This is a genomic window from Caulobacter sp. GW821-FHT11E11 (genome assembly GCF_058808315.1).
This window is the reverse complement of the sequence record NZ_JBXARO010000001.1, coordinates 413,932-437,078: the sequence shown is the minus strand read 5'-3', so window position 1 is coordinate 437,078 and position 23,147 is coordinate 413,932. Positions and strand designations below refer to the sequence as shown.

Below are 23,147 nucleotides of genomic sequence, written 5' to 3'. Positions count from 1 at the left end.
GCCTTCGCCGCTTGCGACAACGTTGTCATTTCTTTATGCAGAAGGGACTTCTGCAATGCAGCATGCCCTCGGGACGCGTCGTTTTCGCCGCGTCACGTCCGTGTTGCGCCACATGTGTGTGTGAGGCGCTGATGACCACCAAGACCGTCCACCCCGGCCTAGTTCTCGCCGCCCTGGCCCTGGGCGGCTTCGCGATCGGCACGACCGAGTTCGCGTCGATGAGCCTGCTGCCCTATTTCGCCAAGGACCTGGGCGTCGACGCCCCGACGGCCGGCCATGCGATCAGCGCCTACGCCCTGGGCGTGGTGGTCGGGGCGCCGGTGATCGCCGTGGGCGCCGCGCGGCTGCCGCGCCGGGTGATCCTGACGGTGCTGATGGCGGTGTTCGCGGTCGGCAACCTGCTTTCCGCCCTCGCCCCCGACTTCAACTGGATGATCGCCTTCCGGTTCTTCTCAGGCCTGCCGCACGGGGCCTATTTCGGCGTCGCGGCCCTGGTCGCCGCCAGCGTGGCGCCGCCGGAGAAGCGCGCCCAGTCGGTGGCCATGGTGATGATCGGCCTGACCATCGCCACCATCGTCGGCGTGCCGCTGGCCAATGTCGTCGGGCAATGGATCGGCTGGCGCTGGGGCTTCGTGATCGTCGCCGTGCTGGCCGCGCTGACCGCCCTGTCGGTGTGGCTGTACGCCCCGCGCGTTCCGGCCGACGCCGACGCCAGCCCACTGCGCGAGCTGTCGGGCCTGGCCCGCGGCCGGGTGTGGCTGACCCTGGCGATCGGCGCGATCGGCTTTGGCGGCCTGTTCTGCGTCTACACCTACCTGGCGAGCACCCTGCTCGAGGTCACCCATGCCTCGCCGGCCATGCTGCCGGTGGTGTTGGCGGTGTTCGGGGCCGGCATGACGGTCGGGACCCTGGTCTGCGCCTGGGCCGCCGACCGCGCCCTGATCCCGGCCATCGGCGCCATCCTGCTGTGGAGCGCCGGCGCCCTGGCCCTCTATCCGCTGGCCATCGGCAGCCTGTGGACCCTGCTGCCGGTGGTGTTCCTGATCGGCTGCGGCGGCGGCCTGGGCGCGGCCCTGCAGACCCGACTGATGGACGTGGCGGGCGAGGCCCAGACCCTGGCCGCGGCCCTGAACCACTCGGCCTTCAACTTCGCCAACGCCCTGGGCCCCTGGCTGGGCGGCCTGGCGATCGCCGCCGGCTACGGCTGGGCGTCGACCGGCTGGGTCGGCGTGGCCCTGGCCCTGGGCGGCTTCGTGATCTGGGTGGTCGCCGCGATCGACGCGCGCCAGCAGCAACGCCGGCTGACGCTCGCGGCGGCGGAATAGGCCTCAGCAGCCCTCGACCGCCGCGTGGGCGCCGTTCAGCAGGTCGGCGACCGTGATCTGGCCCAGGCGCTCATGCGCGGCGCGGTCGGCGGCCTGGATGGCCGAGCGGACCGCATCGGGGATCTTCTCCCCCACCGGACAGCCCTTCACGCCCTTGGGCGCGACGCCGAGGTGCGCGCAGCCGTTGACGGCCTTCAGCACGATGTCGAGCGTGATGGTGTCGGCGGGCTTCAACAGCCAGGCGCCGCCGTTGGCGCCGGCGCGCGCGCCGATCAGCCCCGCCTTGCCCAGCATGGCGGTGACGCGGCGGACCACGACCGGATTGGTCGGGACCGAGGCGGCCAACTCGGCGCTAGCCACGGCGCGGTCGGCCGAAAAGGCCTCCTTGTGCGCCAAATAGGCCAGGGCGTGCGCCGCTACGGGAAATTTCTGACTGTCCGACATCTCGCCTGGGAACGTAAGGTTGTCGCCCGCGCGTTCAACTGAAAACTGTTTCATCCTCGCAACGGCGCTATGAAGCAACGTCAGGGGATGATTGAACCCGTCGCGGATTGGGTGTATCGCGCCGCGCTTGATCGATATGGGTCGGCCGACCGCATTTTGCGAGGGCGGTCCGGAGGGATTGAATGGCTTCCGAAGCCTCCAGCGCGGCCGGCAACGACTGCGCGCCCGCCTCTACCGACATTCCGCAACAGGAAAACGGCTCCCATAATGGGGGCGGCAATGGCCATGGCCATGACCTGAAGGGTCATGGCTTCCTGGCCTTGGCGCTCGGTTCGGTCGGAATCGTCTTCGGCGATATCGGCACCAGCCCGCTGTACGCCTTTAAGGAAGCCCTGGCCGCCGCCGCCCATGACGGCGTCACGCGGCCCGAGATCTATGGCGTCGTGTCGCTGGCCCTGTGGGCGCTGATTCTGGTCGTCACGATCAAGTACGTGTTCTTCATCATGCGCGCCGACAACAAGGGCGAAGGCGGCGTGTTGTCGCTGATGGCCCTGGCGCAGCACGCCATGGGCCGGCGCACGACCCTGGTCTTCGTGCTGGGCGTGGCCGGCGCGGCCCTGTTCTATGGCGACGCGGTGATCACCCCGGCCATGTCGGTGCTGTCGGCCGTCGAGGGCCTGCGGACCATCCCCGCGCTGGAGACCAGCGTCACCAACCAGGTGGTGCTGCTGATCGCCACGGTGATGCTGCTGGGCCTGTTCTTCATCCAGAGCCGGGGCACCGCCACGGTCGGCAAGCTGTTCGGCCCCGTCTGCGCCCTGTGGTTCGGCGTGATGGCGGCCCTGGGCGCCTGGCACCTGGCCCACACGCCCGGGATCCTGATGGCCATCAGCCCGCACTATGCGGTGATGTTCCTGGCCGATCACGGCCTGACCGGCTTCATCGTGCTGGGCGCGGTGTTCCTGACCGTCACCGGGGCCGAGGCCCTGTCGGCGGACATGGGCCACTTCGGCAAGCGACCGATCCAGGCCGCCTGGCTGTTCTTCGTCCTGCCCTGCCTGACCCTGAACTATCTGGGCCAAGGGGCCTTCGCCCTGGCGACCTTCGACGCGGCCGCGGCCGCCGGCAAGCCGTTCCCCGAGCTGAACTGGTTCTTTGAAATGGCCCCCGGCCCCTTGCGCCTGCCGCTGGTGCTGCTGGCCGGCGCGGCCACGGTCATCGCCAGCCAGGCGGTGATCACCGGCGCCTTCTCGCTGACCCAGCAGGCCATCCAACTGGGCCTGCTGCCGCGCCTGGACGTGCGCCGCACCTCCGAGACCCAGTCGGGCCAGATCTTCGTGCCGCAGCTGAACACCATGCTGCTGGTCGGGGTGCTGGCCATCATGTTCACCTTCCAGACCTCGTCGGCCCTGGCCCACGCCTATGGCCTGGCGGTGACCGGCACCATGTGCGTGACGACCTGCATGGCCTTCATCGTCATGCGCAAGCTGTGGAACTGGAGCCTGCCGGTCGCCCTGTGCTTCCTGGTGCCGTTCTTCGCCCTGGACCTGACGTTCCTCAGCGCCAACGCCCTGCGGTTCTTCACCGGCGGCTGGCTGCCGGTGCTGATCGGCGCGGCGCTGTTCCTGGTCATGGCCACCTGGGTGCGCGGCAGCCAGATCCTGACCGCCAAGACCCGCCGCGACAGCGTGCCCCTGGTCGACCTGATGGAGATCCTGCGCGCCCGCGCCCCGCACCGCGCTCCCGGTACGGCGATCTTCCTGACCTCGGACCCGGACATGACGCCGGTCGCGCTGATGCATAACCTCAAGCACAACAAGGTGCTGCATGAGCGCAACGTAGTGCTGACCGTCCGCACCGCCGACCGCCCGCGCGTGGCCGAGGACGACCGCGTCAAGATCGAGAAGGTCAACGACGACTTCAAGAAGGTCATCATCAACTACGGCTTCATGGAAAGTCCGAACATTCCGAAGGCCCTGGCCGTGTGCCGCAAGCAGGGCCTGAAGTTCGACATCATGGCCACCAGCTTCTTCCTGGGACGCCGCTCGATCGTGCCGTCGGCCAACAGCGGCATGCCGCTGTGGCAGGACCAGCTGTTCATCTACCTGATGAGGAATGCGGCCAATCCGACCGACTTCTTCAAGATTCCACCCGGCCGTGTGGTCGAGCTGGGCGCCCAAGTCACGGTTTAGCGAGTACAGTCCCGCTTATGGAAACGACCCTGCGCGTACTGGGCGACGGTCTGTCGATCGCCGCCCTGGCCATCATCGCCGCGACCGCCCAAGGCGCCTGGAAGCGCCTGCCCAAGGACGCCCTGGTGCCCATGCTGTGGGGTCGCGACGGCGCGCCGACCGTGCGTGCGCCCAAGGCCGTGGGCCTGCTCAGCATACCGATCCTGTCGATCATCGTGCTGCTGTCGTTCACCGCCACCCAGGCCACCTTCACCGACGACCCGACCCAGGCGATGATCATCCTGCTGGTCCGCGCCACCCTGGCCGCCAGCCTGGCGCTGAGCCAGCTTTTCCACCTGCGGTTCGTCATCAAGACGTTGCAGGACGAAGGTCAGCTCTAGGGGTCCGCTTTAACGCTTGACCCGCGCCGCCTTTCGCCGTTGAAGGCGCGCGACTTTGTGTTTCTCTCCGGAAGGACTCCCTCATGGCCGACAAGTCCGTGAAGAAGGTCGTGCTCGCCTATTCGGGCGGTCTCGACACCTCGATCATTCTCAAGTGGCTGCAGACCGAATACGGCGCTGAAGTCATCACCTTCACGGCCGACCTCGGCCAGGGCGAAGAGATCGAACCGGCGCGCGCCAAGGCGCTGGCCGCCGGCGTGAAGCCCGAGAACATCTTCATCGAGGACGTGCGCGAAGAGTTCGTCCGAGACTTCGTGTTCCCGATGTTCCGCGCCAACACGGTCTATGAAGGCCAGTACCTGCTGGGCACCTCGATCGCGCGTCCGCTGATCGCCAAGAAGCAGATCGAGATCGCCCGCAAGATGGGCGCCGACGCCGTCAGCCACGGCGCGACCGGCAAGGGCAACGACCAGGTCCGTTTCGAGCTCGGCTATTACGGCCTCGAGCCCGACATCACCGTGATCGCCCCGTGGCGCGAGTGGGACTTCAAGTCCCGCGAGGCCCTGCTGGACTTCGCCGAGAAGCACCAGATCCAGATCACCAAGGACAAGCGCGGCGAAGCCCCGTTCAGCGTCGACGCCAACCTGCTGCACTCCTCGTCGGAAGGTAAGGTCCTGGAAGACCCGGCGGTCGAGGCCCCCGAGTTCGTCCACATGCGCACGATTGCGCCTGAGGACGCGCCGGACGCCCCGACTGTCATCACGATCGACTTCGAGAAGGGCGACCCGGTCGCCATCGACGGCGTCGCCCTGTCGCCGGCCGCCCTGCTGACCAAGCTCAACGAGCTGGGTCGCGACAACGGCATCGGTCGCCTGGACCTGGTCGAGAACCGCTTCGTCGGCATGAAGTCGCGCGGCGTCTACGAGACCCCGGGCGGCACCATCCTGCTGGCCGCCCACCGGGGTATCGAAAGCATCACGCTGGACCGCGGCGCGATGCACCTGAAGGACGAGCTGATGCCGAAGTACGCCACGCTGGTGTACAACGGCTTCTGGTTCACGCCGGAGCGCGAGATGCTGCAGGCGGCCATCGACTATAGCCAACAGAAGGTCACCGGCCAGGTCCGCGTGAAGCTGTACAAGGGCAATGTCACGGTCATCGGCCGCAGCAGCCCCTACTCGCTGTACGACCAGGACCTGGTCACCTTCGAGGAAGGCAAGGTCGCCTACGACCACCGCGACGCCGGCGGCTTCATCAAGCTGAACGCCCTGCGCCTGCGCGTGCTGGCCAAGCGCGACAAGCGCGGCTAGGCATTTCGGAATGCTGAAAATTCAGGGCGCTGCGGGGAGACTTGCAGCGCCCTTTTCATATCTCCGTCTCCCCGGCGAAAGCCGGGGCCCAGCTCGAAGAACGCTAGGGTGAGCTCTAGGGGCTCAGCGCCCGTCCAGTCAGCCCAAGCGCTAGGAGATCTGGGTCCCGGCCTTCGCCGGGAAAACGGGGGAGAGATTTCACACGCGGTTGTAAGGGTACCGGTCGCGGATGATCCGCTGGAAGAACCGGCCCTTGGACGGGGCGCGGAAAAACGCCTGGCCAACGCGCTCGGGGACGCCGACATAGACGTATTCGTCGCCGTCATTGAACGTGACGAACAGCTTGCCGTGTTCGGGGTTGTAATCGATCTCGCGGATCGCCGTGGACACCACATGCATAGCAGGACGAGGCTCCGTGCAGGGGATCGTTCAGTGTTAGGAGCGGTTCAGCGCGTCGCGAGTTCCCAGAGCCCAGGTTGCGCAGGGCCCGAACCCGTCTAGGCTCTGCCTTTGGGCGGCCCGGCAGAGGCTGTCGGGAGGAACCAACGCAATGCATCAGTCCCACGCGCTCGTGGCGATCGTCACCCTGGTCTCGCTGCTGGTCTATGTCTGGATGATCCTGCGCATCCCCGGCGCGCGCCGGCGGTCGGGCATCGACGCCCCGGCCATGACCGGCCATCCGGAGCTGGAGCGCCACCTGCGCGTCCAGGCCAACACCGTCGAGTGGCTGGTCATCTACCTGCCCTCGCTGTGGCTGTTCGCCATCTACTGGAACGACCTGGTCGCCGCCGCCCTGGGCGTGGTCTGGATCCTGGGCCGGATCATCTACGCCCTGGGTTATGCCGCCGATCCCAAGAAGCGCGAGGTCGGCTTCATCATCCAGGCCCTGGCTACGGCGGTCCTGCTGTTCGGCGCCCTGGGCCGGGCGATCTGGGTGTTCATCGTCATCGGCAACTAGGAAGCTTTGCCGCCCATGGCGCGGAGGCCTATATCCGCGCCATGGACCATCTGCCCGTCGATCCCGCCCGCTACGGCGCCTTCCTGGTCGCCATGTTCGTCATGGCCATCACCCCGGGGCCGGCCAACCTGTTCGCCATCGCCACGGGCATGGAGCGCGGCAAGGGCGCCGCCCTGGTCAGCGTGGTGGGCATGAACACCGCCACCCTGGTCTGGTTCGCCTGCTCGGCGCTTGGCCTGGGCGCGCTGATCCTGGCGTTCCCCAAGGCCTTCCACGTGCTGGCCCTGGCCGGCGCGGCCTATCTGGTCTGGTTGGGGCTGAAGTCGCTGTGGGCGGGGTACAAGAACGTCGAGAGCCATGCCTCGGCCACCGTCCGCGCCGGGCGCTCGGCCTTCTTCGACGGCTTCATGGTCCAGATCGCCAATCCGAAGATCCTGCTGTTCTTCTCGGGCGTGCTGCCGCCGTTCCTGGACATCAAGCGTCCGTTGGCTCCGCAGCTGATCATGTTCGCCGTCGCCACCATCGGCATGGACCTGATCAGCATGTCGTCCTACGGCGTCGGCGGGGCGGCGCTGTCGAGCCGGATGAACGAACCGGGCTTCCGTCGTGGCTTCGCGATCTTGGTCGGCATCCTTCTGATCACGGCCGCCGTACTTATTGTATCAAGAGGCTGAGAAGTTTCAGCGCCGTAGCAAACTCTGCCTTGGCGAAACCACAAAGCCCGGCCAGAGTTGTCCTAAATACCGAGGACTCCGCTTGAAGGAGCAAGTCATGTCTATGAAGAAGGTCGCCATCGCCGCATCGCTGGCTCTCGCCGCGACCTTAGCGGCTTGCGCGACGCCTACCCCGTATCAACCCCGCGCCACGTCCGGTTCGACGACCGGCGGCTTTTCCGAACAGCGGCTGGAAACCGACCGCTACCGGATCAGCTTCGCCGGCAACAGCCTGACCTCGCGCGAGACGGTCGAGCGTTACCTGCTCTATCGGTCGGCCGAACTGACCGTGCAGCAGGGCTACGACTGGTTCGAGACGGCTGATCACCGCACCGACCGCACCGCCCGCTCGTATGTCGAGCCCGATCCGTTCGCCCGTCCGGGCTTCGGCTACGGATATCCGTACGGCTACTGGCGCCCGTCCTGGCGCTATTTCGGCGGCGGTTATGGCTGGCGCACCTGGGACCCGTTCTGGGGTGACCCCTTCTTCGCCGACCGCGCCCAGATCCGCACGGTGGAGCGGTTCGAGGCCGGCGCCGAGATCCTGCTGCACAAGGGCAAGAAGCCGGAAGGCGACCCGCGCGCCTACGACGCCCGCGAGATCATGGCCAACCTGAACAACACGATCCAGCGGCCGATGCCGAAGTAACAAAAAGGGGGCCCGGTGGGCCCCCTTTCCATTTCCGGCCTGCGCCGAGCGTTATCGCGGCGCCATGCGGATGCCGCCGTCCAGACGGACGTCCTCGCCGTTGAAGTAGCCGTTGGTGATCATGGTCAGCGCCAGCTGGGCGTACTCTTCCGGATTGCCCAGGCGCTTGGGGAACGGCACCGAGGCGGCCAGGCCCGCCTTCACCGCTTCGGGCGCGTTGTTCATCAGCGGGGTGTTGAAGATGCCCGGCAGGATGGTGTTGACGCGGATGCCCTCGCCCATCAGGTCGCGGGCGATCGGCAGGGTCATGCCCACGACGCCGCCCTTGGACGCCGAATAGGCCGCCTGGCCCATCTGGCCGTCTTCGGCGGCCACCGAGGCCGTGTTGACGATCGCGCCGCGCTCGCCGTCTTCCTGCGGTTCCAGGTCCAGCATGCCCTTGGCCGACTTGGCGATGCAGCGGAACGTGCCGACCAGGTTGATCTGGATGATGCGGTCGAAGGCGTCGAGCGGGAAGTGCTTGGTCTCGCCGGTGGTCTTGTCGCGGCTGGCGGTCTTGGCCGCGTTGCCGGTGCCCGCGCAGTTGACCAGGATCCGCTCCTGGCCGTGGGCGGCGCGGGCCTTCTCGAAGCCGGCGTCGACATCGGCGTCGCTGGTGACGTTGACCTTGCAGAACACGCCGCCGATCTCCTTGGCGACCTGCTCGCCACGTTCCTCGTTCATGTCGAAGAGGGCGACCTTGACGCCTTGGGCGGCCAGGGCGCGGGCGGTGGCCTCGCCGAGGCCCGAAGCGCCCCCGGTGACGACGGCGGCGACGGTGTTGTCGAGTTTCATGGACGTTTCCCCTTGGGTTCGCGTTTGCAGCGTTTAGGATCGTGCTTGAGTGAGGGTTTAAACCGATGAGCCGCGACGCCAAACCGTCCCCCGACGTAAACGTCAACGAGGTGCTGGATCCCAAGAAGGCCCTGGTCCCTCAGACCGTGCAGGTCAACGAGGAGAAGGTGCGCGAGGGCTTCCTGCCCAAGATCCGCAAGGTGGCGGCCAAGATCCCGTTCGCATCCGACGCCCTGTCGGTCTGGTGGTGCGCCCGTGATCCGGAAACGCCGGCGGCGGCCAAGGGCATGATGCTGGCGGCCCTGGCCTATTTCGTGCTGCCGGTGGACGCCATTCCCGACATCCTGCCGGCCATCGGCTTCACCGACGATGCGGCCGTGTTCGCGGCCCTGATGGCCATCCTGGGCAAGACCCTCAAGCCGCGCCACAAGGAGGCCGCCCAGGCCTTCCTGCAAAAACTCTCCGATGACGCCTGAAACCATCCTGCGGGCGATCGCGGCCGGTAGCGCCCTCGCCTACGGCTTGGTGTTCGTCGAGCAGCCCCCATCGCTGCTGCGGACAGTGGTCAAGACCAGCGCCGTCGCGGCCCTGGCGGTGCTGGCCTATCTGGACGGCGGCTCGGTGTTGCTGGCCGTGGCCCTGGCCTTCTGCGCCCTGGGCGACGCCTTCCTGGCCGGCGATCCCAAGCGCTGGCTGCCATTGGGTCTGGGCGCCTTCCTGGTCGGCCACCTCGTCTACATCCCGCTGTTCCTGGAGCGCGAGGGCGCGCCGCCCGTCTGGTTCTGGCCGGCCGCCGCCGGGGTCGGGGCCGTGGCGGGGCTGATGCTACGGTCGTTGTGGGGATCGCTGGGCAAGCTGCGAATCCCGGTCGTCGTCTATGTCCTGGCGATCGTCGGCATGGTCGTGACCAGCCTGCTGCTGCCCCGCGCCGCCTGGCCGACCACCGCCGGGGCCCTGGCCTTCATGGCCTCGGACGCCATCCTGTCCTTTGACCTCTTCAAGGGCGCCAAGCTGCTCAATTCCCCGCGCGTGACCGCCTGGGCCGTCTGGTTCCTCTATTGGGGCGGACAGGCGGCCATCTGCTGGGGCATGCTGAGCTAGACCTTTCGGAGACCGTCATGCTCGCTCTCGTGATCGCCGCGCTCGTCCAGACCGCCGCCCCGCCGCCGCAGGCCGATCCCGAGGACAAGGCGGTGATGGCCGTGACCCAGGCCTTCCTCGACGGTCTGTCCGCCGCCGACACCGAGGCCCTCAAACCCCTGTTCCTGCCCAACGCTCAGTTCATGGGCGTGCGCAGCCTGGCCGGCGGCCAGTTCAAGCTGGGCCGCGTGGCCTTCGAGGACAGCTATGGCAAGCATCTGGATCCAGGCGTGAAGGAATGGATCTGGTCGCCGGTGGTCATCCGCCGCGGCGGCCTCGCCACGGTCACGGCGCCCTACGAGGTCTCGCGCGACGGCAAGACCCTGCACTGCGGCATCGATGTCTTCACGCTGGTCAAGCAGGACAGCGCCTGGAAGATCGCCAGCATCAGCTGGACGGCCGAACCCGACGCCTGCCCCGAGCTGCGGAAGCTCTAACCGGCGTAGTTGTATTCGACCTTGCCATAGACCCCCACGAGGTCGACCGCGAAGCTGGCCCCGTCGGCCAGGTCGTTCAGGAAGGCGTCGCTGGCCTTGGCGTACATGCCGACGTCGGCCTTGGCGGCCTCGCCCAGCAGCCAGCCGACCATGGCCGCCTTGGTCCCGATGCCCGTCGCGCCGTCGCCGCCATAGGCCGCGAAATAGTAGGCCCGGCTGTCGATCAGCAGGTGGACCTTGGCGTCGGTCGGCGTGCCGCCGAAGATGGTGGCGTAGGCCTTCCTGGTCGCGTCGAACAGCGACAGCGCGCCATATTCGGCGGTGAACTTGGCGGCGCCCTCGCCCACCTTGCCCAGATTGACCGCGAAGTTGATGCAGCGGTTTTCCAGGTTGAAGGCCTTATGGTAGGCGCTGTTGAGGCTGTTGGGGCTCGGCCCCGTCGGCGAGACCAGATAGTCGATGCCGCCATGGCTCGGAATCTTGCCGGTGAAGAACTGGTAGTTCAGCGTCGCCCCCGTGGTGGTCGCGTCGCCTAGCCTGATCAGGTTGGCGACGCCTTCGACCAGGGTGAGGTCGCCATTGCCGACCAACAGCGCGACGTTCGCTTCCTGAAGCCGCAAGATGTTGTGCGTCGCCAACTCGGCTTCCGGGTTGATCAATCCCAAGTCCAGGTCCGCGCCGTAAAACGAGATCTTCTCGACGTCACGCAGCGTGTCGGTTTCCCCGGTCCCTCTGTCGGTCACGACCCAGACCGCGCCGTCGCGCGCGATGCGATAGGCGACCATGCCTGTCGAGAAATCGGCTCTGTCGATTCCCGGCCCGTCGCCGTCAGGGCCGTGATGCTGGTGATAGGCGACGTATAGTGGGCAAACATGTCGACCAGGGCGCCCGGCGCCGGGATCAGCTTCGCCATGACCAGCCCTCGTTACGCCACAACCTAAGGGTTGGGTTTCGCACGCGCGATCAAGCTGCACAATGGCCCGCGCCAGACCTACCCTACCCGGAAGCGCAGCACCGCCCCGTTCCACAGCGCGTCGTCGTGGTCCTCCTCGACGATGTCGCGCACGCCCGGATAGCTGGCCGCCGCCTGACGCCAGAAGGCCAGGCCCCCGGCGTTGCGGCGGACCACCGCCGCTTCCCAGACGCCCCAGGCGGTGCCGAACAGGGCGTGGGCGGCGGCGATGCCCACCCCGCGCCGGCGGTGCTTGCGGACGACGAAGAACTCGGCCACCGCCCGGTCGATCGGGGCGCGGGCATGGGCGACGTCGTTGACCAGGGCGAAACCAACCGGCAGGCCCTTGATCCGGAACAGCCAGGCCTCGCGCGCCGGATCGCTCCAGTAGGTCTCCAGCCCTGGATAGCCGGAATAGAGCCCGTCGGGCCCCAGCTCGCCCTCGACCTCGCGGTCGAACCACAACTCCGAGAAGTCGTGGATGTAGAGCTGCATCAGGTTGGCGATGATCGCCGCTTCGTCGGCGCCGGCGCGACTGACGACCAGATCCAGCATCGACATGAATTTCCTCCGTGTGCGACAGGTTGTCGCGGACGAACCAGTGCTTAAGTTGGTCGGATGATCGAAGCCCTGCTCAGCAAAATGATCAAGACCGGCGACTTCACGGCGCATCTGCCGGGGGGCCGGGTCATCAAGGCGGGGGACGGCGCCGGGCCGCCGGTCGTCATCCGGGTCAATGGGCGTGGCCTGCGTCGCCTGGCCAATCCGAGCCTCGGCCTCGGTGAAGGCTATATGGAAGAGGACATCGTCTTCGAGCAGGGGAGCATCTCCGACCTGCTGACGATCGTCGGCGAGAGCGGCGGGCGCAAGCCCAAGCGCGGCTCGGCTCTCACCCGCTTCCGCAAGGCGCTGAAACGGCGGATCCAGCAGGTCAACGACCGCGTGGCCTCGCGCCGCAATGTCTCGCACCACTACGACCTGTCCAACGACCTGTACCGCCGGTTCCTCGACACCGACATGCAGTACAGCTGCGCCTATTTCGAGCGTCCGGACATGACGCTGGAGGAGGCCCAGGAAGCCAAGAAGGCCCTGATCGGCCGCAAGCTTCTGATCCAGCCGGGCATGAAGACGCTCGACATCGGTTCGGGCTGGGGCGGCCTGTCGATGACGCTGGCCAAGGACTTCGGGGCCCAGATGACCGGGGTGACCCTGTCGACCGAGCAGCTGGCCCTGGCTAAGGAGCGCGCGGCGAAGGCGGGCTTGGCCGACAAGACCGACTTCCGCCTGACCGACTATCGCGACCTGGATGAAAAGTTCGACCGCATCGTCTCGGTCGGCATGCTGGAACACGTCGGCGCGCCGAACTTCCGGACCTATTTCGAGACCATCGCCAAGCTGCTCGACGAGGACGGCGTCGCCCTGGTCCACTCGATCGGCAAGATGCACGGGCCGGGTGCGACCAACGCCTTCACCCAGAAATACATCTTCCCGGGCGGCTACATCCCCGGCCTGTCGGAGATCGTCACGGCAATCGAGCAGGCCGGCCTGTGGATCACCGACGTCGAGATCCTGCGCCTGCACTATGCCGAGACCTGCCGCATCTGGCGCGAGCGGTTCATGGCCGATCCCGACATCCCGACCATGTTCGACGGCCGCTTCCGGCGGATGTGGGAGTTCTACCTGGCGGGCGCCGAGCTGGGCTTCCGCCACGGCGGCCACATGGTCTTCCAGATTCAGCTGGCCAAGAAGCGGGATGCGACGCCGTTGACTCGGGATTATTTGTTCAAGGCCTGACCACTCCCCAAACCGCTCATCCCCGCGAAAGCGGGGACCCAAGCGGCCTTTCAGGTTGCGGCTCGGCCCAGACCCCATCCGCAGACTCGGCTTGGGTCCCCGCTTTCGCGGGGATGAGCGGATTGTGTTGGTTGGACCGCGTGGTTATTAGCGCCACTCGAAAGACCGCATCGGCGGCCGACTAACCGAGAGCCGCCATGGCCCCGTTCCGCGCCGCCGACCTCCTGCGCCGCAAGCCCGTCGCCCAAGTCGAGGGCGAGCATCCGCCCGAAAGCCTGCCGCGCACGATCGGCCTGTTCCAGCTGACCATGCTGGGCGTTGGCGCGACCATCGGCACCGGCATCTTCGTGGCCCTGACCACCGCCGTGCCGGCGGCGGGTCCGGCGGTGATCCTGTCGTTCGTGCTGGCCGGGATCACGGCCGCCCTGACGGCCCTGTGCTACGCCGAACTGGCCTCGACCATCCCGGTGTCGGGCTCGTCCTACTCGTACGCCTACGCGACCCTGGGCGAGTTCGTCGCCTTCCTGGTCGGGGCGTGCCTCTTGCTGGAATACGCCGTCTCGGCCTCGGCCATCGCCGTGGGCTGGGGGCAGTATCTGAACGAGATGCTGGTCGACCTGGTCGGCTGGAAGATGCCCGACACCCTCGCCAAGGCCCCCGGCGCGGGCGGGGTGTTCAACCTGCCGGCCGTGGTGCTGGTCGGGGCCTGCATGATCCTGCTGCTGCGCGGGGTGAAGGAGTCGGCGGCGATCAACGCCGTGCTGGTGGTGCTGAAGCTGCTGGTGCTGCTGTTCTTCGTGGTCGTGGCCTTCAGCGGCTTCCACGCCGGCAACCTGACGCCGTTCATGCCGATGGGCGTGGCGGGCGTGGGCGCGGCGGCCTCGTCGATCTTCTTTTCCTATATCGGCATCGACGCGGTCTCGACGGCCGGCGAGGAGGTCAAGGATCCGCGCCGCACCCTGCCGCTGGGCATCGTGCTGAGCCTGCTGATCGTCACTGCCGTCTACATCCTGGTGGCCCTGGCCGCCGTCGGGGCCCAACCCTGGACCGCCTTCGCGGGGCAGGAAGCGGGCCTGGCGGTGATCCTGCGCAACCTGACGGGCCAGGCCTGGACGTCCCTGATCCTGTGCGTCGGGGCGATCGTGTCGATCTTCTCGATCACCCTGGTCGTCATGTACGGCCAGACGCGGATTCTCTACGCCATGAGCCGCGACGGCCTGCTGCCCAAGGTGTTCCAGCGCCTGGATCCCAAGACCCACAGCCCGGACCTCAACACCTACATCGTGGCGGCCTTCATCGCCGTGCTGGCGGCGTTCGTGCCGCTGGACGTGCTGGTCAACCTGACCAGCATGGGCACCCTGATCGCCTTCGCCATCGTCTCGCTGGGCGTGATCATCCTGCGCCGCACCCAGCCCGACCTGCCACGTGGCTACAAGGTCCCGCTGTACCCGGTCGTCCCGGCGCTCAGCGTGGCCTTCTGCGGCTACCTGATCATCGGCCTGCCGCTGGACACCTGGCTGCTGTTCGCGGTGTGGGTGGCGGCGGCTTGCGCGATTTACTTCGGGTATTCGCGGAAGAATTCGGCGCTCAATCGGGCCTAGTACAAAAACCCGCTCATCCCCGCGAAAGCGGGGACCCAGGATAACGCTCAGCAGTTCAGGGTCTCAGCGAGATCGGACCACGTGGGATTCAGCGCCTCGATGAGCTGGATCTTCCAGGCGCGGTTCCATTTCTTGATCTGACGCTCTCGGATGAAAGCCGCTTCCCGCGTCTCGCCAAGCTCGTACCAGACGAGCCGATCCACACCGTATTTCGACGCAAAGCCTTTGCGGGCCTTCTGCTGGTGCTCCCAGATGCGGCGAGCAAGGTCGTCGGTGTGGCCGCAGTAGAGCGTGCCGTACGGCCTGCTGGCCAACAGGTAGACGCAGAACATGTTGTCCATGATCGCTCTCGCGCCACAGAACATATCATGAACCCTCGCCAACCACTCTCGCAACCGTAAATTCGGCTTGGGTCCCCGCTTTCGCGGGATGAGCGGAGGTTTGTCAGGTCAGACGGAGTGGGCGCTATTCCACCGTCACCGACTTGGCCAGGTTGCGCGGCTGGTCGACGTCCGCGCCCTTCACCACCGCCACGTGGTAGGCCAGGAGCTGGATCGGGGCCGACATCACCAGGGTCGCGACCAGCGGGTCGCTGGCCGGGGCCGTGACCACCACCTTGGCGCCGGCCGGGGCGTGCTTGGCGCCTTCGGTGTCGGTGATGAAGATCACCTGGCCGCCGCGCGCCATGACCTCGCTCATGTTCGAGGCCGACTTCTCGAACCAGGCGTCGTAGGGCGCCAGGATGACGATCGGGGTCTGGTCGTCGACCAGGGCGATCGGGCCGTGCTTCAGCTCGCCGGCGGCATAGCCCTCGGCGTGGATGTAGCTGATCTCCTTGAGCTTCAGCGCGCCTTCCAGGGCCAGGGCCGACATCGGGCCGCGGCCCAGATAGAGGACGTCGCGGGCCTTGGCGACCTCGGCGGCGATGTCCTTGATGGCGTCTTCCAGCCCGATGGCCTCGGCGATCAGGCGGGGAGCCTCCAGCAGCACCTTCACCAGGCGCTTCTCCTCGGCCTCGTCGATAGTCCCGCGCGCCTTGGCGGCCGCGACGGCGATGGCGATCATCACGCTGACCTGGGCGGTGAAGGCCTTGGTCGAGGCCACGCCGATCTCCGGGCCGCAGTGGATCGGCCACACGACGTCGACCTCGCGGGCCATGGTCGATTCCGTGGCGTTGACGACCACGGCGCTCTTCATGCCGCGCTCCTGGCAGTAGCGCAGGGCCGCCAGGGTGTCGGCGGTCTCGCCCGACTGCGACATGGCGATGACCAGGGCGTCGCTGCGGATCGCCGGCTGGCGGTAGCGGAACTCCGAGGCGATCTCGACGTCCACCGGCAGGTCGGCCAGCTGCTCGATCAGATACCGGCCGATCATCCCGGCGATGTAGGAGGTGCCGCAGGCGACGATCTGGATGCGGTCCAGGCCGTTCCAGTCGATGTCGCCACCCACCGTCACGCGGTTCTCGATGGCGTCGACATAGGCCGCGATGGTGCGCTGGCAGCCCTCCGGCTGGTCATGGATCTCCTTCTCCATGAAGTGCCGGTAGTTGCCCTTCTCCATCAGCACGGCCGAGGCCGGCACCACCTTGATCGGGCGGTCGACGGGGGTGTTCGAAGCGCCGAAGATCCGCGCGCCCTTGTGGTCGACGATCGCGTGGTCGCCGTCGTTCAGATAGGCGATTCGGTTGGTGAAGGGCCCGAGCGCCAGGCCGTCGGAGCCGACGAACATCTCGCCCTGGCCGTAGCCGATGGCCAGAGGCGGGCCGTTGCGGGCGGCCAGGATGGTCTCGTCCTCGCCGCCGACCAGGATGCACAGGGCGAAGGCGCCGCGCAGGCGGGCCAGGGTCGCCTGGAAGGCCTCCAGCGGGGCCAGGCCCGTGGCCAGCTCGGCGTCCAGCAGGTGGGCGACGACCTCGGTGTCGGTGTCGCTGGCGAAGGTGCGGCCCGTGGCGATCAGCTCGGCCTTCAGCTCGGCGAAGTTCTCGATGATGCCGTTGTGGACCACCGCCACCCGGCCGACGATGTGCGGGTGGGCGTTGCGTTCGGTCGGGGCGCCGTGAGTGGCCCAGCGGGTGTGGCCGATGCCGGTGGTGGCGACCAGCGGCTCATGGGCGACCACGCTCTCCAGCTCGCGCAGCTTGCCCGGGGCGCGACGACGCTCCAGCTTGCCATCGATCTGGGCCGCGATGCCCGCCGAGTCATAGCCGCGATACTCCAGCCGCTTGAGGCTCTCGATCAGACGGTCGGCGACAGGCTCTTTTCCGACGATGCCGATAATGCCGCACATGGGCCATGATCCCTTGTAGAACGCGTCGACAGGATTATCCCTAGCCACGCGAGGATTTCGAAGCCGGCCTTTAGCACTCGCTCAAGACCGCTTCCCATAAATCTGCATTTCGGATCGTTTCGCGTCCGAAGCTTGGCCCTAACGAGACGACAACAAGACCATGAGCAAGCGCGCCTATTTCGGCACCGACGGCATCCGGGGCCAGGCCAACAAGCATCCGATGACGGCCGAGGTCGCCCTGCGCGTCGGCCTGGCCGCCGGCAAGCTGTTCCGCTCGCAGGACGAGCGCCGGCACCTGGTGGTGATCGGCAAGGACACCCGCCTGTCGGGCTACATGATCGAGCCCGCCCTGGTCGCCGGCCTGACCAGCGTCGGCATGGACGTGCGCCTCTTCGGCCCCCTGCCCACCCCGGCCGTGGCCATGATGACCCGCTCGATGCGCGCCGACCTCGGGATCATGATCAGCGCCAGCCACAACAATTTCGCCGACAACGGCATCAAGCTGTTCGGCCCCGACGGCTACAAGCTGTCGGACGAGCAGGAGCTGAAGATCGAGGCCCTGATGGACGAGGGGCTCCAAGAGGGTCTCGCCGCCCCCCGCGTTCTGGGCCGCGTCAAGCGCATCGACGACGCCCAGGCCCGCTATGTCGAGATCGTCAAGGCGACCTTCCCGCGCCACCTGAACCTGTCGGGCCTGCGCATCGTCATCGACTGCGCCAATGGCGCGGCCTATCGCGTGGCCCCGACCGCCCTCTACGAGCTGGGGGCCGAGGTCATCGCCCTGGGCGACGATCCCGACGGCACCAACATCAACGAGGAGTGCGGCTCGACCCATCCCGAGGCCATGGCCAAGATGGTCCGCGAGTACCGCGCCGACATCGGCATCGCCCTGGACGGCGACGCCGACCGCCTGGTGATCTGCGACGAGAAGGGCGTGGTCGTCGACGGCGACCAGATCATGGCCATCATCGCCGCCGCCTTCGCCTCCGCCGGCGCGCTGAAGGGTGGCGGGGTCGTGGCCACAGTGATGTCGAACCTGGGCCTGGAGCGCCAGATGAGCGCGCTGGGCCTCAAGCTCGAGCGCACCTCGGTCGGCGACCGCTATGTCATGCAGCGCATGCGCGAAGGCGGCTTCAATGTCGGCGGCGAGCAGTCGGGCCACCTGATCCTGTCGGACTTCTCGACCACCGGCGATGGCCTGATCGCCGCCCTGCAGGTGCTGGCGGTGATGATCCAGAGCGGCAAGCCGATGAGCGAGCTGGGCCGCCAGTTCGAGCCGGTGCCGCAGCTGCTGGAAAACGTCCGCTTCGCCGGCGGCAAGCCGCTGGAAGCCAAGACGGTGAGAGAAGCCATCGCCGACGGCGAGAGCCAGCTGAACGGCTCGGGCCGTATCGTCGTGCGCGCCTCGGGCACCGAACCCCTGATCCGCATCATGGCCGAGGGCGACGACCCGGCCCTGGTGACCAAGGTGGTGAAGTCGATCGTCAGCGCGGTGAAGGCGGTCTAGGCCCCCCCCCCACTCTGACCTTTGCCTTTCCCGGCAAAAACCTCCATCATGTAGAAAAGCATCCCATATTTCGGGATCCATGGTGATGGAGGAAGACATGCAGCGTACCGGAACCGCGCCTCGCGAGGCGCGCGCATGAACCCGTTGCTTGGCGTCGTCTTCCACTGGCTGGGCGGTCTGGCCTCGGCCAGCTTCTATGTTCCGTATCGCGGCGTGAAGCGCTGGTCGTGGGAGATCTACTGGCTGACCGGGGGGATCTTCTCCTGGCTGCTGGCTCCGTGGTTGTTCGCCTCGATCCGCACCAACGACCTGCTGGGTGTCATGGGCCAGGTCCCGTCGAACGTCGTCGGCCTGTGCGTCCTGTTCGGCGTGCTCTGGGGCTTTGGCGGCCTGACCTACGGCCTGACCATGCGCTATCTGGGCCTCTCGTTGGGCATGGCCGTGGTGCTGGGCCTGTGCACCGTGTTCGGCACCCTGATCCCGCCGATCGTGCGCGGCACGTTCGCCGAAACCCTGCTGGGCTCGACCTCGGGCAAGATCATCCTGCTGGGCCTGCTGATGACCCTGGCCGGCATCGTCGTGGTGGCCATGGCCGGGGCCAAGAAGGACGCCGACCTGTCGCCCGACCAGAAGGCCGCCGCCGTCGCCGAGTTCGACTTCAAGAAGGGCATCGCCGTCGCGATCTTCTCGGGGATCATGTCGGCCTGCTTCGCTTTCGGCCTGGCGGCGGGCGAACCGATCAAGGCGCTGTCGGCCGCCGCCGGAACCGGCCCGCTGTGGACCGGCCTGCCGGCCCTGTGCCTGGTGATGTTCGGCGGCCTGATCACCAACGGCGTCTGGTGCGCCGGCCTGATCATCCGCAACAAGTCGGCCGGCCAATGGCTGGGTAAGACCGCTGAAGCCGACACCGGCGAGGCCAAGGCTCCGCTGCTGGCCAACTACCTGCTGTGCGCCCTGGCCGGCACCGCCTGGTACTTCCAGTTCTTCTTCTACACGATGGGCGAAAGCCAGATGGGTAAGTTCGGCTTCTCCAGCTGGACCCTGCACATGGCCTCGATCATCATCTTCGGCACCCTGTGGGGCTTTGCCTTCAAGGAGTGGAAGGACGCCCGTCCGGCCGTGCGCAACATGGTCTGGGCCGGCGTGGCCCTGCTGGTCGGCGCGACCATCGTCATCGGTTATGGGAACATGATCGGCGGCTAGAGGTCGTCCGCGGCCTCGACCACACCTCGCAGATAATCGACATGCGCCCGGAAGGCCTTGCGCCCTTCGGGCGTGAGCCGCGCCTGGGTGCGGGGGCGCTTGCCGACGAAGTCCTTCTCGATCGCCACGTAGCCGGCCTTCTCCAGGGTCGTCAGGTGGCTGCCGAGGTTGCCGTCGGTGGCTTCGGTGATCGCCTTCAGGCGCGGGAAGTCCAGCGGCTGGCCCTTCTCGGCCGCCAGGGCCGCCATGATCTTCAGCCGCAGCGGCTGGTGGATCACATCATCGAGCCCGGCCATGGTCACGCGCTCCTCAGCCACAGGCCGCTGAGGAACAGCCCGCCGCCGCCGACCAGGGCCAGCCACTCGGCCAGATATTGCGGCCAGGCGTAGTAGCCAAACAGCGTGGCCCCGAACACCACCGCCCCGATCAGGGCGTAGCGCCAGGCGGCCATCGTCACGCCCATCACCGTGTAGAGAAAGCCCACGAACAGCCCCGGCAGGGCTATGTAGGGCAAGAGCTCAGTCTTGGGGAACACCGCCACGATGGCCAGGATGAAGGCCACGCAGGCGGCCATGCCCAGGCTGGTCCGCCAGGCCTGGCTCGGCGCGCCGCCGTCGGCCGGCTTGAACCGCGACGACAGCACCAGCGTGCCCACGACCCCGACGGTGTCCAGCCCGCCCCACATCCAGCCCCAGTATTCCGGCGACAGCCGGGCCATGCCCAGATAGCCCAGGCCCCAGATCACGCCCCAGACCATCAGGATCGGTCCGGCGTGGCGGTAGCTTTTCAGCGCCATGCCCCGGCGGGTCACGCTGTCGATATCGGACAGGGCCGCTTGGGCCTCGTGCTTGGATACGCTCGTCATCACAGCCTCCATGGTCAGAGAACTCTGCGATGCAGAGTTGGTCATGATGGAGCTGCTCTGTCAAGCAGAGCGCTCTGGGCGAGGCCGAGATAGAAGATCCTCCCCCTAGCGGGGGCGGTGTCGGCGCAGCCGACGGAGGCGGAAGAAGCCGGGCCAGGACAACTACCCCCTCCGGCGCTTCGCGCCACCTCCCCCGCTAGGGGGAGGATTTACGGCTCCCTAGACCCCCACCTTCGGCGACTTCATCCGCCGCTTGTTCACATGGTGGCTCGGCGCCTCGGCCTCGATCTCTTCAGGGTATTCGCCCTTGAAGTAGAACCGCTGCCAGGCCTCCTTGGTCGCCTCGGGGTCGCGGTTGAAGATCAGCTTGTTGAACTCCGAGCGCTTCTCGGCCCAGACGTCGTACTGGCGGCGCAGTTCGGGGTTGGCGTTCATCGACTTGATCACCGGCTGGAAGGCCTCCATCGGCTTGTCCTGGATCAGCATGATGAAGCAGAAGGTCTCGCCCTTCTCGAACCGCACCGTGCCGGGGCGGGTGAAGATCCAGTTCATCGTGAACGGGAACGGCAGCCAATCGGTCTCGATCACGCCGGCCAGCGGCTGGATGCCGTCCTTGACGTGGTTGGGCGGGCCCATGGCCATCAGCGACCAGCCCGGCGGGGTGCGGAACAGATAGCCGGTGTGGAAGGTCACGACCCCGCGCGTGAAGTGCGTCTTCACGAAGTCGGTGAAGCCCGGATACGGATGGTCGGGCTGGAACTTGATGCACTCCTGGTGCGCCCCGCCGTCCCAGGTCATCGAGAAGCCGACCGGGCAGATGATGTCCCAGCCGGTGGTGTTGGCCATGGTCAGCGGCAGGCAGCGATAGGGATGGCGCTCGGCGAACCGGTCCATCCAGGCGCGCTGCGGCCGACCGGGCACGATTTCCGGCGGACGGTTCTCGGTGGGGTAGCACTCCAGTTCCATGCCGGTCCTTTGCTCTTCTTCCTGCCCTAGCTGTTCCTCAGGTCTAGCCCTGCGGCCCTCGGGCCGTCTAGTAGAGCCTCATGAAGACCAGAGCCGACCTGTTCGCCTTTTTCGAGGCCCACGGCATTGCCGCCTCCACCCTCGACCACCCGCCAGTGTTCCGCGTCGAGGAAGGGCTGGAGATCAAGAAGGCCCTGCCCGGCGGCCACACCAAGAACCTGTTCCTCAAGGACGCCAAGGGCCAGCTGTGGCTGATCTCGGCCCTAGGCGAGACGACGATCGACCTGAAGAAGCTGCACCACGTGATCGGCTCGGGCCGGCTGTCGTTCGGCCCGCAGGAGATGATGGTCGAGACCCTGGGCGTGACGCCCGGCTCGGTCACCGCCTTCGGCTTGATCAACGACACGGAAAAGCGCCTGCGCTTCGTGCTCGACAAGGCGCTGGCGCAAAGCGACCCTGTCAACTTTCACCCTCTGGGCAACGACGCCACCACGGCGGTGTCGCAGGCCGACTTCAGGAAGTTCCTGGCCGCGCTGGGCGTGGAGCCGCTGATCGTCGACTTCGAGACCCTGACTCTCGCGTGACACGCGAACCGAATGTTGCGCGAGCGCCCGCCAAGGACCATCTTGGCGGCTGACGCGTTCCCTGCCTTGAGTACACGAGAGACCCGATGTCCCTGATCGGCGAAAAGCCCGCTGCCCCCACCGCCCATTCGTCCTCGGGCAAGAGCGAGCACATCAAGGACGGCACGGACGCCAGCTTCATGGCGGACGTCATCGAAGCCTCCAAGACCCAGCCCGTCATCGTCGACTTCTGGGCCACCTGGTGCGGCCCGTGCCGCCAACTGACGCCCACGATCGAGAAGGTCGTCAACGCCGCAAACGGCGCGGTCAAGCTCGTGAAGATCGACGTCGACGCCCAGCCGGGTTTCGCTGGCCAGCTGCGCGTGCAGTCGATCCCGACCGTCTACGCCTTCGTCGACGGCCGCCCGGTGGACGCCTTCCAGGGCGCCCTGCCCGAGAGCCAGGTGCGGGCCTTCGTCGAGAAGCTGACCGGTCCGGCCGGCCCCAGCGCCATCGAGGACCTGATCGCCCTGGGCAAGGAATCGCTGGAGATCGGCGACATCGGCGGCGCGGCCCAGGCCTTCGCCCAGGCGCTGCAGACCGATCCCGAGAACATCAAGGCCCTGGGCGGCATGGCCCGCGCCTATCTACTGGGCGGCGACCTGGAAGGCGCGGCTGAAGTCGTCGCCATGGCTCCGGCCGACGCCAAGGATCCCGACCTGGACGCCGCCCGCGCCGCGCTGGCGCTGGCCGAAGACGCGCCGTCCGAGACCGCCGAGTTCGAAAAGCGCCTCGCCGCCGACGCCGACGACCACGAGGCCCGTTTCGAGCTGGCCAAGGCCCTGGCCGGCGCAGGTCACCTGGACACGGCCGCCGACCACCTTCTGGCCATCATAGCGCGCGACCGTGCCTGGAACGACGACGCGGCGCGCAAGCAGCTGCTGACGGTGTTCGAGGCCGCGGGCCCGACGTCCGAAACGGCCAAGCAAGGTCGACGCAAGCTGTCGACCCTTCTCTTCAGCTAGGAG

General features: G+C 67.2%; 26 protein-coding genes. 16 read left to right on the top strand and 10 right to left on the bottom strand.

The window, feature by feature from the left end; all coding sequences use genetic code 11:
* The first annotated feature begins 131 nt into the window (after nt 1-131).
* The gene (locus AC1RR5_RS02195) at nt 132-1,325 is read left to right on the top strand and encodes an MFS transporter (RefSeq protein WP_492919461.1); all 1,194 of its coding nucleotides are present in this window, start codon (nt 132-134) and stop codon (nt 1,323-1,325) included.
* A gap of 3 nt (nt 1,326-1,328) precedes the next feature.
* Here the strand turns inward: AC1RR5_RS02195 and AC1RR5_RS02190 are convergent, their stop codons facing one another.
* Nucleotides 1,329-1,769, bottom strand: coding sequence for an Rrf2 family transcriptional regulator (locus tag AC1RR5_RS02190; protein ID WP_492815842.1), 441 nt, complete (start codon nt 1,767-1,769; stop codon nt 1,329-1,331).
* 182 nt (nt 1,770-1,951) lie between these two features.
* On the opposite strand from AC1RR5_RS02190, the gene AC1RR5_RS02185 reads away from it, so the two are divergent.
* From AC1RR5_RS02185 to AC1RR5_RS02175, 3 genes are all read left to right on the top strand, one after another.
* A complete protein-coding gene (locus AC1RR5_RS02185; RefSeq protein WP_492919460.1) occupies nt 1,952-3,961 on the top strand; it encodes a potassium transporter Kup in 2,010 nt (669 codons plus the stop codon).
* A gap of 17 nt (nt 3,962-3,978) precedes the next feature.
* Nucleotides 3,979-4,341: a hypothetical protein gene (locus tag AC1RR5_RS02180; protein WP_492919459.1), complete on the top strand. Its 363-nt coding sequence runs from the start codon at nt 3,979-3,981 to the stop codon at nt 4,339-4,341.
* An 83-nt stretch (nt 4,342-4,424) separates the two neighbouring features.
* A complete protein-coding gene (locus AC1RR5_RS02175; protein ID WP_492919458.1) occupies nt 4,425-5,651 on the top strand; it encodes an argininosuccinate synthase in 1,227 nt (408 codons plus the stop codon).
* A gap of 198 nt (nt 5,652-5,849) precedes the next feature.
* Here AC1RR5_RS02175 and AC1RR5_RS02170 read toward each other — a convergent pair whose 3' ends face one another.
* Nucleotides 5,850-6,050: a KTSC domain-containing protein gene (locus tag AC1RR5_RS02170; protein WP_492919457.1), complete on the bottom strand. Its 201-nt coding sequence runs from the start codon at nt 6,048-6,050 to the stop codon at nt 5,850-5,852.
* Nucleotides 6,051-6,201: 151 nt separating this feature from the next.
* Here AC1RR5_RS02170 and AC1RR5_RS02165 point away from each other — a divergent pair, with 151 nt between their 5' ends.
* The 3 genes from AC1RR5_RS02165 (at nt 6,202) to AC1RR5_RS02155 (ending at nt 7,971) form a co-directional block, all read left to right on the top strand.
* Entirely contained in the window at nt 6,202-6,609 is a 408-nt protein-coding gene (locus AC1RR5_RS02165; protein WP_492919456.1) for an MAPEG family protein, read from the top strand.
* 41 nt (nt 6,610-6,650) lie between these two features.
* Nucleotides 6,651-7,283, top strand: coding sequence for a LysE family translocator (locus AC1RR5_RS02160; RefSeq protein ID WP_492919455.1), 633 nt, complete (start codon nt 6,651-6,653; stop codon nt 7,281-7,283).
* 97 nt (nt 7,284-7,380) lie between these two features.
* Nucleotides 7,381-7,971, top strand: a complete 591-nt coding sequence (locus AC1RR5_RS02155) for a CC0125/CC1285 family lipoprotein (RefSeq protein ID WP_492919454.1) — start codon at nt 7,381-7,383, stop codon at nt 7,969-7,971.
* Nucleotides 7,972-8,022: 51 nt separating this feature from the next.
* Here AC1RR5_RS02155 and AC1RR5_RS02150 read toward each other — a convergent pair whose 3' ends face one another.
* Nucleotides 8,023-8,805: an SDR family NAD(P)-dependent oxidoreductase gene (locus AC1RR5_RS02150; RefSeq protein WP_492919453.1), complete on the bottom strand. Its 783-nt coding sequence runs from the start codon at nt 8,803-8,805 to the stop codon at nt 8,023-8,025.
* Nucleotides 8,806-8,870: 65 nt separating this feature from the next.
* On the opposite strand from AC1RR5_RS02150, the gene AC1RR5_RS02145 reads away from it, so the two are divergent.
* Genes AC1RR5_RS02145 through AC1RR5_RS02135 form a run of 3 tightly spaced genes read left to right on the top strand, consistent with a single transcriptional unit; the run spans nt 8,871 to nt 10,382 of the window.
* Nucleotides 8,871-9,281: a YkvA family protein gene (locus AC1RR5_RS02145; RefSeq protein ID WP_492919452.1), complete on the top strand. Its 411-nt coding sequence runs from the start codon at nt 8,871-8,873 to the stop codon at nt 9,279-9,281.
* Nucleotides 9,271-9,906, top strand: coding sequence for a lysoplasmalogenase (locus AC1RR5_RS02140; protein ID WP_492919451.1), 636 nt, complete (start codon nt 9,271-9,273; stop codon nt 9,904-9,906). Before AC1RR5_RS02145 ends, AC1RR5_RS02140 begins: the two co-directional genes overlap by 11 nt.
* A 17-nt stretch (nt 9,907-9,923) precedes the next feature.
* Nucleotides 9,924-10,382 carry a nuclear transport factor 2 family protein gene (locus tag AC1RR5_RS02135; RefSeq protein WP_492919450.1) on the top strand — a complete coding sequence of 153 codons (459 nt, stop codon included), beginning with the start codon at nt 9,924-9,926 and terminating at the stop codon, nt 10,380-10,382.
* Here AC1RR5_RS02135 and AC1RR5_RS02130 read toward each other — a convergent pair.
* Nucleotides 10,379-11,167, bottom strand: coding sequence for a hypothetical protein (locus AC1RR5_RS02130; RefSeq protein ID WP_492919449.1), 789 nt, complete (start codon nt 11,165-11,167; stop codon nt 10,379-10,381). The genes AC1RR5_RS02135 and AC1RR5_RS02130 overlap by 4 nt on opposite strands.
* Nucleotides 11,168-11,373: 206 nt before the next feature.
* Nucleotides 11,374-11,889, bottom strand: coding sequence for a GNAT family N-acetyltransferase (locus AC1RR5_RS02125; protein ID WP_492919796.1), 516 nt, complete (start codon nt 11,887-11,889; stop codon nt 11,374-11,376).
* 63 nt (nt 11,890-11,952) lie between these two features.
* On the opposite strand from AC1RR5_RS02125, the gene AC1RR5_RS02120 reads away from it, so the two are divergent.
* The gene (locus AC1RR5_RS02120) at nt 11,953-13,128 is read left to right on the top strand and encodes a class I SAM-dependent methyltransferase (RefSeq protein ID WP_492919448.1); all 1,176 of its coding nucleotides are present in this window, start codon (nt 11,953-11,955) and stop codon (nt 13,126-13,128) included.
* 197 nt (nt 13,129-13,325) lie between these two features.
* Nucleotides 13,326-14,729 carry an amino acid permease gene (locus AC1RR5_RS02115; RefSeq protein WP_492919447.1) on the top strand — a complete coding sequence of 468 codons (1,404 nt, stop codon included), beginning with the start codon at nt 13,326-13,328 and terminating at the stop codon, nt 14,727-14,729.
* 47 nt (nt 14,730-14,776) lie between these two features.
* On the opposite strand, the gene AC1RR5_RS02110 is transcribed toward AC1RR5_RS02115, so the two are convergent.
* The gene (locus AC1RR5_RS02110) at nt 14,777-15,070 is read right to left on the bottom strand and encodes a GIY-YIG nuclease family protein (RefSeq protein ID WP_492919446.1); all 294 of its coding nucleotides are present in this window, start codon (nt 15,068-15,070) and stop codon (nt 14,777-14,779) included.
* Nucleotides 15,071-15,194: 124 nt separating this feature from the next.
* Complete coding sequence (gene glmS / locus AC1RR5_RS02105) at nt 15,195-17,015, bottom strand: glutamine--fructose-6-phosphate transaminase (isomerizing) (protein ID WP_492919445.1); 1,821 nt, start codon at nt 17,013-17,015, stop codon at nt 15,195-15,197.
* A 160-nt stretch (nt 17,016-17,175) separates the two neighbouring features.
* Here glmS and glmM point away from each other — a divergent pair, with 160 nt between their 5' ends.
* Both glmM and rhaT read left to right on the top strand, forming a co-directional pair.
* On the top strand, nt 17,176-18,522 hold the full coding sequence (gene glmM, locus AC1RR5_RS02100) for a phosphoglucosamine mutase (RefSeq protein ID WP_492919444.1): 1,347 nt from the start codon (nt 17,176-17,178) through the stop codon (nt 18,520-18,522).
* 135 nt (nt 18,523-18,657) lie between these two features.
* Nucleotides 18,658-19,725: an L-rhamnose/proton symporter RhaT gene (gene rhaT, locus AC1RR5_RS02095; protein WP_492919443.1), complete on the top strand. Its 1,068-nt coding sequence runs from the start codon at nt 18,658-18,660 to the stop codon at nt 19,723-19,725.
* Here the strand turns inward: rhaT and AC1RR5_RS02090 are convergent.
* The 3 genes from AC1RR5_RS02090 to AC1RR5_RS02080 form a co-directional block, all read right to left on the bottom strand.
* Entirely contained in the window at nt 19,722-20,021 is a 300-nt protein-coding gene (locus AC1RR5_RS02090) for a winged helix-turn-helix domain-containing protein (RefSeq protein WP_492919442.1), read from the bottom strand. The genes rhaT and AC1RR5_RS02090 overlap by 4 nt on opposite strands.
* A 2-nt stretch (nt 20,022-20,023) precedes the next feature.
* On the bottom strand, nt 20,024-20,590 hold the full coding sequence (locus tag AC1RR5_RS02085) for a hypothetical protein (RefSeq protein WP_492919441.1): 567 nt from the start codon (nt 20,588-20,590) through the stop codon (nt 20,024-20,026).
* 219 nt (nt 20,591-20,809) lie between these two features.
* The gene (locus tag AC1RR5_RS02080; protein WP_492919440.1) at nt 20,810-21,556 is read right to left on the bottom strand and encodes a DUF6065 family protein; all 747 of its coding nucleotides are present in this window, start codon (nt 21,554-21,556) and stop codon (nt 20,810-20,812) included.
* Nucleotides 21,557-21,636: 80 nt separating this feature from the next.
* Between AC1RR5_RS02080 and AC1RR5_RS02075 the strand changes: the two genes are divergently transcribed.
* Both AC1RR5_RS02075 and AC1RR5_RS02070 read left to right on the top strand, forming a co-directional pair.
* On the top strand, nt 21,637-22,140 hold the full coding sequence (locus AC1RR5_RS02075; protein WP_492919439.1) for a prolyl-tRNA synthetase associated domain-containing protein: 504 nt from the start codon (nt 21,637-21,639) through the stop codon (nt 22,138-22,140).
* Nucleotides 22,141-22,226: 86 nt separating this feature from the next.
* On the top strand, nt 22,227-23,144 hold the full coding sequence (locus AC1RR5_RS02070; RefSeq protein WP_492919438.1) for a tetratricopeptide repeat protein: 918 nt from the start codon (nt 22,227-22,229) through the stop codon (nt 23,142-23,144).
* Nucleotides 23,145-23,147 lie beyond the last annotated feature (3 nt).

What these genes read in the sequence shown, in the direction of transcription:
- AC1RR5_RS02195 (WP_492919461.1), top strand. Translation starts at nt 132, where the DNA reads ATGACCACCAAGACCGTCCACCCCGGCCTAGTTCTCGCCGCCCTGGCC.
- AC1RR5_RS02190 (WP_492815842.1), bottom strand. Translation starts at nt 1,769, where the DNA reads ATGTCGGACAGTCAGAAATTTCCCGTAGCGGCGCACGCCCTGGCCTAT.
- AC1RR5_RS02185 (WP_492919460.1), top strand. Translation starts at nt 1,952, where the DNA reads ATGGCTTCCGAAGCCTCCAGCGCGGCCGGCAACGACTGCGCGCCCGCC.
- AC1RR5_RS02180 (WP_492919459.1), top strand. Translation starts at nt 3,979, where the DNA reads ATGGAAACGACCCTGCGCGTACTGGGCGACGGTCTGTCGATCGCCGCC.
- AC1RR5_RS02175 (WP_492919458.1), top strand. Translation starts at nt 4,425, where the DNA reads ATGGCCGACAAGTCCGTGAAGAAGGTCGTGCTCGCCTATTCGGGCGGT.
- AC1RR5_RS02170 (WP_492919457.1), bottom strand. Translation starts at nt 6,050, where the DNA reads ATGCATGTGGTGTCCACGGCGATCCGCGAGATCGATTACAACCCCGAA.
- AC1RR5_RS02165 (WP_492919456.1), top strand. Translation starts at nt 6,202, where the DNA reads ATGCATCAGTCCCACGCGCTCGTGGCGATCGTCACCCTGGTCTCGCTG.
- AC1RR5_RS02160 (WP_492919455.1), top strand. Translation starts at nt 6,651, where the DNA reads ATGGACCATCTGCCCGTCGATCCCGCCCGCTACGGCGCCTTCCTGGTC.
- AC1RR5_RS02155 (WP_492919454.1), top strand. Translation starts at nt 7,381, where the DNA reads ATGTCTATGAAGAAGGTCGCCATCGCCGCATCGCTGGCTCTCGCCGCG.
- AC1RR5_RS02150 (WP_492919453.1), bottom strand. Translation starts at nt 8,805, where the DNA reads ATGAAACTCGACAACACCGTCGCCGCCGTCGTCACCGGGGGCGCTTCG.
- AC1RR5_RS02145 (WP_492919452.1), top strand. Translation starts at nt 8,871, where the DNA reads ATGAGCCGCGACGCCAAACCGTCCCCCGACGTAAACGTCAACGAGGTG.
- AC1RR5_RS02140 (WP_492919451.1), top strand. Translation starts at nt 9,271, where the DNA reads ATGACGCCTGAAACCATCCTGCGGGCGATCGCGGCCGGTAGCGCCCTC.
- AC1RR5_RS02135 (WP_492919450.1), top strand. Translation starts at nt 9,924, where the DNA reads ATGCTCGCTCTCGTGATCGCCGCGCTCGTCCAGACCGCCGCCCCGCCG.
- AC1RR5_RS02130 (WP_492919449.1), bottom strand. Translation starts at nt 11,167, where the DNA reads ATGGTCGCCTATCGCATCGCGCGCGACGGCGCGGTCTGGGTCGTGACC.
- AC1RR5_RS02125 (WP_492919796.1), bottom strand. Translation starts at nt 11,889, where the DNA reads ATGCTGGATCTGGTCGTCAGTCGCGCCGGCGCCGACGAAGCGGCGATC.
- AC1RR5_RS02120 (WP_492919448.1), top strand. Translation starts at nt 11,953, where the DNA reads ATGATCGAAGCCCTGCTCAGCAAAATGATCAAGACCGGCGACTTCACG.
- AC1RR5_RS02115 (WP_492919447.1), top strand. Translation starts at nt 13,326, where the DNA reads ATGGCCCCGTTCCGCGCCGCCGACCTCCTGCGCCGCAAGCCCGTCGCC.
- AC1RR5_RS02110 (WP_492919446.1), bottom strand. Translation starts at nt 15,070, where the DNA reads ATGGACAACATGTTCTGCGTCTACCTGTTGGCCAGCAGGCCGTACGGC.
- glmS (WP_492919445.1), bottom strand. Translation starts at nt 17,015, where the DNA reads ATGTGCGGCATTATCGGCATCGTCGGAAAAGAGCCTGTCGCCGACCGT.
- glmM (WP_492919444.1), top strand. Translation starts at nt 17,176, where the DNA reads ATGAGCAAGCGCGCCTATTTCGGCACCGACGGCATCCGGGGCCAGGCC.
- rhaT (WP_492919443.1), top strand. Translation starts at nt 18,658, where the DNA reads ATGAACCCGTTGCTTGGCGTCGTCTTCCACTGGCTGGGCGGTCTGGCC.
- AC1RR5_RS02090 (WP_492919442.1), bottom strand. Translation starts at nt 20,021, where the DNA reads ATGGCCGGGCTCGATGATGTGATCCACCAGCCGCTGCGGCTGAAGATC.
- AC1RR5_RS02085 (WP_492919441.1), bottom strand. Translation starts at nt 20,590, where the DNA reads ATGACGAGCGTATCCAAGCACGAGGCCCAAGCGGCCCTGTCCGATATC.
- AC1RR5_RS02080 (WP_492919440.1), bottom strand. Translation starts at nt 21,556, where the DNA reads ATGGAACTGGAGTGCTACCCCACCGAGAACCGTCCGCCGGAAATCGTG.
- AC1RR5_RS02075 (WP_492919439.1), top strand. Translation starts at nt 21,637, where the DNA reads ATGAAGACCAGAGCCGACCTGTTCGCCTTTTTCGAGGCCCACGGCATT.
- AC1RR5_RS02070 (WP_492919438.1), top strand. Translation starts at nt 22,227, where the DNA reads ATGTCCCTGATCGGCGAAAAGCCCGCTGCCCCCACCGCCCATTCGTCC.